Source organism: Mucilaginibacter sp. P4_E8 (assembly GCF_056401495.1).
This window is the reverse complement of the sequence record NZ_JBFUJG010000158.1, coordinates 1-10,235: the sequence shown is the minus strand read 5'-3', so window position 1 is coordinate 10,235 and position 10,235 is coordinate 1. Positions and strand designations below refer to the sequence as shown.

The window sequence follows — 10,235 nt, the reverse complement described above, 5'->3', positions numbered from 1 at the left end:
GTATCTCATATTAGCTAATATCAAGTTAATATTCTAATGCAAAAGTGCCGCTATACTTTAAGGCGGTACTTTTTTGTAAAGCCTCAGGTATTTGAATGCTTAACAAGCCATTTTGGTAATTCCATTTTAATTTTTGAGTACTGCCCAGCAAGCTTACTTTTTTTAGCTGTTTAATATTATTCACCGGAAAAACTATGCTGGCCGGAAGGTTTACAATATCTTTTTCAGACAGCCAAAAGGCATATAACGTTTTCGTAGTTTTCGATTTAGTGAAATAGATATTATCGGCAGAGTAGGGGGAAACCGGCTCAGAACCATAGATGCCTTTGTTGTTAATTTTCATCCAGTGGGCAATATCCTGTAATCTTTGATAGGCAACGGGGTTCCAGTCACCATCGGGCCCCGGGGCGATATTGAGCAGCAGATTACCTCCCCGTGAAACTATTTTTATCAATGTTTGTACCAGTTGAATGCTGGGCTTAAATTCGTCATTCGGGACGTAGCTCCAGTACTTACCAATAGTCATACAGGTCTCCCAGGGGTAAGACAGGGGCTTATCTGGCACTTCTTGCTCTGGCGTTGTATAGTTTTCAAATTCGCCGGCAACAGTACGGTCTACCATAATAAGGCCAGGTTGATGACTACGGCTCATTTTTGCTATTTTGGCCATATCAATATCCTGGTTATAATGTTGCGGATCATTGCCCTTTGCTGGTGCTGGCCGCACCCAACCCCCATCGAGCCATAAAATATCTATCTTGCCATAGCCGGTCATCAATTCTTCAATCTGATTATAAGTAAAATCTTTAAATTTTTGCCAACGCTCCGGGTAACGTTGCGGATCGTAATTAACATTGTGGTCTTTAGGAGGAAAGTAGGGCCACCAATAGTTTGGATTGTGCCAGTCGGGTTTGGAGAAATAAGCACCTATCATAAAATTGTCTTTACGAAAGGCGTTAAATATTTCTTTGGTGATGTTGCTGCGCGGATTTTTTGAGAAAGGGGTTTTAGGGTCGGTAATTTTATAATCTGTTTGTTTGGTGTCAAACATGCTAAAGCCATCATGGTGTTTGGTGGTAAATACCATATAATTCATACCCGCGGCTTTAGCAGCTCTGGCCCATTTTTCGGGGTTGAAGTTAACCGGGTTAAAGGTAGTTTGTAAGTTTTCGTAAGCTTTTTTATAAGCAAAATAATCAGCACTATAAGGGCCGGTACGTGTAACCCAATCATCCGGGCAAATAGTCCAGCTTTCTGCAACTCCCCATTGGCTGTAAGTTCCCCAATGCATAAACAACCCAAATTTCTGGTCCTGCCATTGGGTAAGTTTTTGTTGCACCAGGGAGTCTTTAGGAGCCTGATATGTGGTAGACATTTCATGCTCGTTTTGCGATAACGCTACGTGGCTACAGAACAGGAGGCAAAAGCCAAGTATGATTTTTTGAATCATGATACTATACTAATTTTTTTGTTGTAATGACTGGCTTAATTTATTTCAATATCAACTCAATTACTGGGATCTCGGTATCAGGTTTAGCTTCAGGCAGACTTAATACCAGGTCGTTTCCTGAGTCTTTTGATTTGCTATCCGGTTGTATTTCTGATGCATCATGCAAAAACTGGATGTATTTCACTTTATCCTTGTAACCCGGTAAAATGATTGTTTTGCCCGGATATTCTAACAAATGCACATATAACCGGTTGGTATTTGGATTATAGGTAAGCATGGTATGATCCGGGGCTTTAAATGTTTCCGGGGCTTCGGTACATCCATAAATAGACCGGCTGTTGTACTTCATCCAGGCTGCTATTCCGTCAAGTCTTTCGTTGGCGCGCTTATCAAATAAACCACGTGCAGTAGGCCCCACATTCAGCAGCAGGTTACCGCGTTTGCTTACAGCCTCAATGAGCATTGTAATTAACTGTTTGGTGCTTTTCCAACTGTTTTCATCGCGGAAATATCCCCAGGAGCCAGAAAATGTTTGGCAGGTTTCCCAATAAGTTTTGTAATCGTTTTTCTTGGTCCATTCAGATAAGTTTACCTGTTCGGGTGTCAGGTAATCCCATCCGTCCTGATATTCATTTAAATCAAGCCGATTATCAATTATAATATTGGGCTGTAGCTTTCTTATCTCTTTAACTAATTCAACAGATCCCCAATCTTTGCTGCCTTTTCCGTGTTTTCCATTATCCGGGTACGAAAAATCAAGCCACAGCATATCAATTTTACCGTAATTGGTAAGCAGTTCTTTAATCTGGTTGTGCATGTACGTTCGGTACCGTGCCATATCACGACCCTTATTTAACTTATCGTAATCCTCATCCTTTTCACTTGCCGGTTGTAAGGGGTGTAAAACATCAACCGTAAAATCCGGATGATGCCAATCCAGCAACGAGTAATAGAAACCTATTTTTATGCCTTCGGCCCTAAACGCGTCTACAAACTCTCTTACAAGGTCTCGTTTAGCAGCGGTATTAGTGGCTTTGTAGTCGGTGTATTTTGAATCGAATAAGCAAAATCCTTCGTGGTGTTTGGTAGTAAGCACGGCGTATTTCATTCCGGCTGCCTTCGCTTTTTTTGCCCATTCCTTTGGGTTAAATAAATCGGGGTTAAACTCATCAAAATAGGGCTGGTATTGTTCGTTGGTCATCCGTTCCCATCTTTTTACCCATTCATGCCTTGCCGCCTGTGAATAAAGCCCCCAATGGATAAACATACCAAAGCGGTCATTGGTCCACCAGGCCATGCGTTTCGCTTTTTGTTCAGGCGTTTCCGTACCTATTTTTTTTTGAGCGTATAAAGAAGAAAATGCCAGGAAAATTAATAAAATACTTAAACCTGCTTTTTTGATTTGACGCATAGCGAATAGTTAGTTTGAATTTAATAAGGGTATAAAAAAGAATAATGAAGCTTTTACATCGATAAAATTTCGGCAACAACATCCTGTAATGACCTTTGCGGTTTTTCGGGATTTAGCTTTTGATTTTGTTCCACCCAGTTACGTTCCCAGGTAAAATAATCGGGTTCGGGCGTGTTTTTGCCCTGCAGGTTGCTCCGCAGGTAGTCAAAATAAATTTCCCAGCGGGGCAGGTAATAAGTATCCATCAGGCCGGCCCATTCTTTATAGGCATACTCATGCAGGTTATCCTCAGTACGTACGTTTTCTCCCCAATAGGTAATTTGCATTAAAATATTTTTTAAATTATTGGCCTTTTCTTCTGCGGTATTACCGTTATCTATGGATTGTTTAAGATAGGTATTGAGCCTAAAGTAATGATCGGTGTTCAACAGATCATCCGTTAACTTTATCATGTTCAAAAACCTTCCGCTTGCCTTGTTGAAGGCCTGCAGATCCTTATTGTTGTATGCCGTTACCAGTTCATTAAAAACAATGGTTCCTTTATTGGCCAGCACTTGCCTAACCATGTTGATGAGGTCAATTTTATAAGTAGCCGAATTCATGAGCGCAGGGGAGGCTTTAGCAAACTCTTTTACAGCATTTTCAAACTTTACAGTGTCATAATTACGGGTAAGTGTACCCCAGCTGGATATTGATTTAACTTTAAGTGCCGGCCTTGCACAGAAAATAGATTCGCCTGCTCCTTCCTGGTAACCTGGGAGGCTTTGATAAATCGTTTGTAAAAATCCATGCCAGGCATTACTGGCATGCGCGTTACTTTTACCATAACGATATTGGGCATATTCATTAATCCAGTTCCGGGTATCTACATGTTCTTTGCGCCAACCCAGTTCAAGCATTAAATCATAATCCGGAGGATTGTTATTAATGCCCTCGGGCATTATGCCTATGCCTTTAAGATAATTACTGTAAGTGCTTTTTCGGGCCCTGTCTATTTCATCGGCAAAGCGTTGTAATTTTCCATAAACACCGGGGCGTTCGCCAAAATTGTTGACACTGCACCATATAAAGGGAGTGTTATCATAAGCTTTACGTTTTTCCCAGTTATTTGTAAATTCACCAAAAAGCTCCTGCACCAATACTTTTGATTTATCAAGGCCATCAAGCATGGCCTGTTTAGGGTTATCCTGCCAGCCTTGCAGCACCCATGTGGAGCCAGGGTAATAATTTTGCATTGATGCCTGTATGGCGGCTCCTGCTTTTTTCAGATCGACGCCATCTGTTTTACCTCCCTCATGAAAAGGGTCGCCTGCAAAAAAGTGAATGTTTTTGCCATATAATTTCTGTATTTCAATGTAATATATGCCTGCTATACGGCTAAATTCAGGATCTGTAGGGTCAAGTATATCTGGCCTTTTAAAAGCCCCCCAATTACCCTGATCAATGATATGTGCTTTGCTCTTATTTTTTAATGAGCTTGGAACCATTCCATAAAAACCCTGTAACACAGGCTCTATGCCTAACTCCTTCATCCGTTTGATCATTTTTTGTTGAATCAGTTTCCGGTTGTCAATCTGGCTTTGAGGCATCGGTCCTCCCCAGCCCTCAATATTGCCCATCAGCCACCATGCGGTATAAGCGGGGCCAACTATAAAGTTGTTAATTTCATTTTCAGTATATCCAGTTTTTCTCAGGGTGTTTTGCCACACTGCTTCCATACCTTCAACAGTAAGCATTGTATTAACGCCGTTCAGGGCCATCCAGTCCAGCTCCCGTTCCCAGTCGGTCCATCTGTAAAAGCTCATGGTGTAATTATAGGTACAGTAATTTAATGCGTAACGATACCGAGCAGCGGCATGTACAGTCGCTTTTCTGTTAACAACCGGGATTGGGAATACGGGTGCCAGGTTATCGCCCATGTGCGACATGGAACGATGGCAATAGTATTTTAAATACCAGTTTACACCAACAGCTGCGGCATTGGCACCAGAAGCTGTGATAACCAGTTTGTTTTTTATGGTTTGCAGTTCAACTACTTCGGGGCTGGTGCTTTTTAATGATTTGAAAATAACATGATTGCTTAACCAGGGAACGCGCCTTTTAACCAATGCTTTTACAGGATCAAACTGTTGGGCAAAAAGCTGTATTGGCAGTAATAAAACAAGCAGGTAAGTTAGTTTTCGCATAAAAATGTATCGGTTTTTTCTGTTAATATGTCCGAAACTAACTAAAATTTAATGGAAAGATAATGTGTGATTCCATGCCCAGGGGCCGTAAAAATTACGCAAACGTTTGTTATTGCAAACACAACCGATTGCGTAATTTTTAGCTATTTTTTTGGATTATTATTTTGTTACCATTGCAATTCAAAGGGTGGATCTATCTGATCATTACTGGCTGAAAAATAGAGGTCAGTAATTAATTGTCAACCCAGTTTTAAATAGATTTTTAATGAAAAATAGTATTATCAGATTGCTCCTTTTAATATGCATGGCAAGTTTCAAAACTGCTTTTGGTCAGCAAGAAATAAACGAACCGTTTAAAATTGGCACAGAATCATTTATTTTAAACGGGAAGCCCTATGTTATTCGTTGTGGGGAAATGCATTTTGCCCGCATACCCAAAGCCTATTGGAGGCACCGGTTAAAAATGGCGAAAGCTGTTGGTTTAAATACGGTTTGCGCTTACTTGTTTTGGAATTTCCATGAAACATCGCCGGGGAAATTTACATGGGAGGGGCAAGCTGATGCAGCCGAATTTTGTAAAATAGCGCAGGAAGAAGGTTTGTATGTATTGTTGCGCCCAGGACCGTATTCATGTGCCGAATGGGAATTTGGTGGCTTGCCCTGGTGGTTGTTAAAAAAGAAAGATATTCAACTACGTACCCAGGACCCTTATTATATGGAACGTTGCCGCCAATATTTGAAAGAAGTTGGTCGTGTTTTAAACCCCCTGCAAATCACTAAGGGCGGACCCATACTAATGGTACAGGTTGAAAATGAATATGGTAGCTACGGCACGGATAAAGAATACATTTTAAAAATACGTGATTATTTAAAAGAAGCGGGCTTTAACGTTCCGCTGTTTACCTGCGACGGTACAGTTCAATTAAAGAATGATGTACAGAAGGCTATTTTTGCGGTAGTGAACTTTGGTAACAACCCCGAAGCTGGGTTTAAAGCCCTGCGTGAAGTTCAGGCCACAGGGCCATTAATGTGCGGCGAATATTATCCTGGCTGGTTTGACAGTTGGGGCGGGCCGCATCATACCGGCTCAAATGATCATCTTATAAAAGAACTTGGTTGGATGCTTGAACATAAAGCTTCCTTCAGTATATATATGATACATGGTGGCACAACGTTCGGCTTATGGGCAGGCGCAAATTGCCAGCCATACGCACCCGAGACATCAAGCTATGATTATGACGCGCCAATAAGCGAAAATGGGGCTGAAACTGCTAAGTACGATGAACTGCGTAATACGCTTAAAAAATATCTTCAGCCAGGCGAGGTATTGACTGATATACCTGCCGCTATACCTGTACAAAAAATTCCCCCCTTTAACCTTACTAGGGTAGCTCCGATAATGGAGCAATTGAACAAGCCGGTGCTTAGTGATACCACCCTTTATATGGAAGATCTGAACCAGGGTTATGGGATGATGGTTTATGAAACAAACTTGCCGGCTGGTGGAAAAAGTAAACTGGATTTTACCGAGATACATGACTACGCGGAAGTGTTTATTGGTAATAAACTCATCGGTGTATTAAACCGGATGAAGAATGATCATACTATTGAAATCCCTGAGCTATCTAAGCGTGCCAGGCTTCGGGTTTTTGTTGAAGCCATGGGGCGGGTTAACTATGGTTATTACCTGCATGACCGCAAAGGTTTACAGGGCGAGGTTTATAACATAGCAGGGGCACAAAAGGTTATGCTAAAGGGCTGGAAACATTATTCAATTCCATTGGGTGAAGGCAATCCTGCATTTAAATACAAGGCCATTGGTACCGTACCCAAACTGAACGAGCCTGCATTTTATAAAGGGTACTTTAATGTAAAAAGCAAAAGTGATTTTTATCTGGATATGCATTGGTTTAAAAAAGGAGTGGTCTGGATAAACGGGCATTGCCTTGGCCGTTACTGGAATATTGGGCCAACCCAAACCATGTATGTGCCGGGCGTATGGTTAAATAAAGGGAAGAATGAGGTAGTTGTACTGGATATGCACCATCCGTTTGCTGCCCGTCTGCAAGGCCTGGATAAACCTATTCTTGATAGCCTTACAGCAATAGAGKCTATCAGCAGCAATCATCGCAAAGCCGGGCAGAAGTTTGGGAATAATTTGAATAACTTGTTGTATACCGGGATAATGGAAAATACCACTAAATGGCAAACGTTTACATYTTCCTTAAAAAGCGGACGTTATGTTGCCCTGGAAGCAATGAATAATTTTATGGGCGATCAATTTACTGCATTAGCAGAACTTGAATTGCTGGATGAGAATGGTAAGCAATTACCTCGCAACTTGTGGAAAATGGTGTATGCTGATAGCGAAGAAATGAAAGGAGAGGATGGCAAATCAGAAAACGTGTTCGACTTACAGTATACCAGTATCTGGCATAGCCAATGGAAGGATAATGCCACTAAACACCCGCATCAAATAGTTATTGATCTGGGACGTAAAACAACCATAAGCGGTATTAAAATGCTGCCTCGCCAGGATATGGAAACCGGAAGAATTAAGGATTTTAAAGTTTATTTGGCTAACGAGATATTTAATGGTTTGTAACTTTGATTTTAAGTTGTTAAAGTCCGCTTAGAGATTGAGTATTTTTAAGTGGCTTGATCCATTGATGAAGCTTTACTAGTACCGGCAGTATTGTGTGGTATAAGTCAGAGGATATTAACAGGCTATTGTAAGGAGGCTTGGTATAAAGTAGGCGTTTCCTGCAACCTTATCACCCTAAACCCGGCAATCAGGTTTACTGGCTGCCGGGTGGGAGTATAACCGATACTGTGCATCAGCGCATCTCGATAATAAACCATATTTAACACTGATTAAAAACGTAAATCACATATAAGGCAAACACCCTCAAAAGGGTCAACCTGTTTTAAAACGATTTACAGAGCCTATTAGTTAATTTAAAGCTATTAGCTATGGCCGGTAATGATGCATTGGCCAGAGCCGCTACTGGGTAAATAGAAGTAATAATTTACCCCTCCGATATTCATCGTGTAGCTTTGGTTAGGCAGTAATGTATATGCACTGCCAACCCATAAAATATATGAATGTGTATGAGGGTCTACAACTTGTGTATTACCCATAAATGTGAATGGTACGCCTGCGAGAAAAGGATTGTCGACCAGCGGCCAGTTGAGCGACACCCAGGGATTGCTGGCATCATATCCAATAGTCCAGTTAACACCAGTCGGAAAGGTTACATAAGGTTTTTTAATAGCTGTTTTCACTTTGTGTGGTTTAGGCGCTTTTGGCACAACTACAGCATCCGAAAGTGTAGTAAATGATAAACAGAACACTGCTATTGCAGCAGGAAAAATGAGAAATTTTTTCATAAGGGTTATTGTTTTAAGTTTAAGCTAAAATAAATAACTATATTATTGGTACACCCGTTTCAAAAAAATGGCGCAAACGATTGTTTTACAAAAAGTTATTAACAATATGACTAAATGTATTAATTCACAAAAGAGAAGCTGTTTAATAAGTAATCTTCAGGATAATTCCCTCAGAAATCGATACTCAAATTCGCCCGGGACGATTGGTCAGGACTCCTGGAATATCCAACGAGGTGGTCAATGACTCCGAATATCTAGTTGCCTCCATTAATCTTTATTATTTCTTCGTAAAGCATCTTCATCGAGGTTAGGCGAAACCTGTTGATACAACAACGTAGCTTTCTGCTTCTGTTTTGGAAAAAATGCCGAACTTATCATAAGATTTATGCACTGCCCATATGAAACCAGCTTATTTATATGTCCGTGTTAGTACAGACGAACAAAAAAGAAAAGGTTACTCCTTACCTGAACAAGAGGATCGCTATTAAAATATTGTGAGCATAATGATATAGAAGTTAAAGGCATCTATCGTGAAGATTTTTCGGCGAAGAACTTTAACAGACCAGAATGGAAGAAACTAATCGCAATAATCAAGAAAAAGCGAGCAACAAGCCATTTCCTGCACTCTGGAAAAGGAACTGTATACCATTAATATGAAATTAAGCGCATTGATGGACAATTAAACCTGGCCAATAGGCCGATGATAGATGTTTTTCGTGGTTTTGAAGACTTGGAAACCGCTGATAAAAAGCAGATCATTAGTTTAATTGCGCCAACCTGCATAGACTTAAAAAAACGCGAAGTTTCTATAAAAATAGACAATGCGTTATCAAAATATTAGTAATAAAAAGAGTTGGTAAATCCATTAAAAAATGAGTTTCCTTGATAAGAAGATGTCCGTTAAGCGAGCAGTCTTGCTTTTGGCAAAACGTGGCATTCTGGTTGATGATGATGAAGCTGTAGTCATATTGAACTTTCTTTATTTGATCGCAAAGACTTATCAATATGATAGCAATTTAGGCGCAGTAAACCTTAACAAGAAATCGAACTACAAAAAAATAGGTTAATAGCATTCCTGACACACTTTTTAAATCGTTATCTCTTAACGGTTCAGGAATTTCTTTGCTAAAATCGAACTACAAAAAGCCCTATTGTAAATGCTTGTTTATCAGTATTTTATTAGTATAAAAAAAGGAGGCAACATATACATGTTGTCTCCTTAAGTGACGATAAGGTACAGATGTCGAACTCTTTTATCGAGGATTGTAAGAAAATCGTAGCGTTAAAAACTGACAATAACCACCATTAACACTTTCTAATACTTGATGATAAGCTTGAAGAATGTCTAATGAATAATGAAATTGAAAGTTCTGCTTGGACGTTCCGGGGGCATCGAGCACCAGGTTCTGGAAATACAGGGTAAACAATTCTGTTACACTTTGATCTTGTTAAACGACTGAAGGTAAAGATGTCTTTTTATCTCGAATTTACACAAATTGGTGCTCCGAATGGCTCGGAATTACCTGATCAAGGCTTTCGGAACCTCCACATAACGGCTTTATGTAATTGGTTTAATTTTAGTTGTCTGATAAAAGCGAAGCTGTCGTATCAGGACAGAGAAGGATAGTTATTCAATCAGATTGATTTAGGTTTGGTAAACCATTTATACACAAAAATTCGGTAATCTGAATGAATCGCCAATTGTAACAAAAATGTTAAAGAAAGTATTCCAATTCAGGCTTTTTTAATTACAATTGTTGTAACATTTTCAGATAAGGATACCTGCTTTTCCTTATCT

The 10,235-nt window shown here is 40.0% G+C and carries 6 protein-coding genes; 2 read left to right on the top strand and 4 right to left on the bottom strand.

What is annotated here, in order from left to right; all coding sequences use genetic code 11:
* Window positions 1-25: 25 nt before the first annotated feature.
* The 3 genes from AC1DRQ_RS26935 to AC1DRQ_RS26925 are packed head-to-tail and all read right to left on the bottom strand — an operon-like array spanning window position 26 to window position 5,047.
* The gene (locus tag AC1DRQ_RS26935; protein ID WP_477428519.1) at window positions 26-1,450 is read right to left on the bottom strand and encodes an alpha-L-fucosidase; all 1,425 of its coding nucleotides are present in this window, start codon (window positions 1,448-1,450) and stop codon (window positions 26-28) included.
* Window positions 1,451-1,490: 40 nt separating this feature from the next.
* Window positions 1,491-2,861 (bottom strand): alpha-L-fucosidase, encoded by a 1,371-nt coding sequence (locus AC1DRQ_RS26930; protein WP_477428517.1) that lies wholly within the window; start codon window positions 2,859-2,861, stop codon window positions 1,491-1,493.
* A gap of 53 nt (window positions 2,862-2,914) precedes the next feature.
* Complete coding sequence (locus AC1DRQ_RS26925; RefSeq protein WP_477428515.1) at window positions 2,915-5,047, bottom strand: alpha-N-acetylglucosaminidase; 2,133 nt, start codon at window positions 5,045-5,047, stop codon at window positions 2,915-2,917.
* 304 nt (window positions 5,048-5,351) lie between these two features.
* Here AC1DRQ_RS26925 and AC1DRQ_RS26920 point away from each other — a divergent pair, with 304 nt between their 5' ends.
* Entirely contained in the window at window positions 5,352-7,652 is a 2,301-nt protein-coding gene (locus AC1DRQ_RS26920) for a beta-galactosidase (protein ID WP_477428513.1), read from the top strand.
* Window positions 7,653-8,014: 362 nt separating this feature from the next.
* Here the strand turns inward: AC1DRQ_RS26920 and AC1DRQ_RS26915 are convergent, their stop codons facing one another.
* The gene (locus AC1DRQ_RS26915) at window positions 8,015-8,437 is read right to left on the bottom strand and encodes a hypothetical protein (protein WP_477428511.1); all 423 of its coding nucleotides are present in this window, start codon (window positions 8,435-8,437) and stop codon (window positions 8,015-8,017) included.
* 872 nt (window positions 8,438-9,309) lie between these two features.
* Between AC1DRQ_RS26915 and AC1DRQ_RS26910 the strand changes: the two genes are divergently transcribed.
* Window positions 9,310-9,504 carry a hypothetical protein gene (locus tag AC1DRQ_RS26910; RefSeq protein WP_477428509.1) on the top strand — a complete coding sequence of 65 codons (195 nt, stop codon included), beginning with the start codon at window positions 9,310-9,312 and terminating at the stop codon, window positions 9,502-9,504.
* Window positions 9,505-10,235 lie beyond the last annotated feature (731 nt).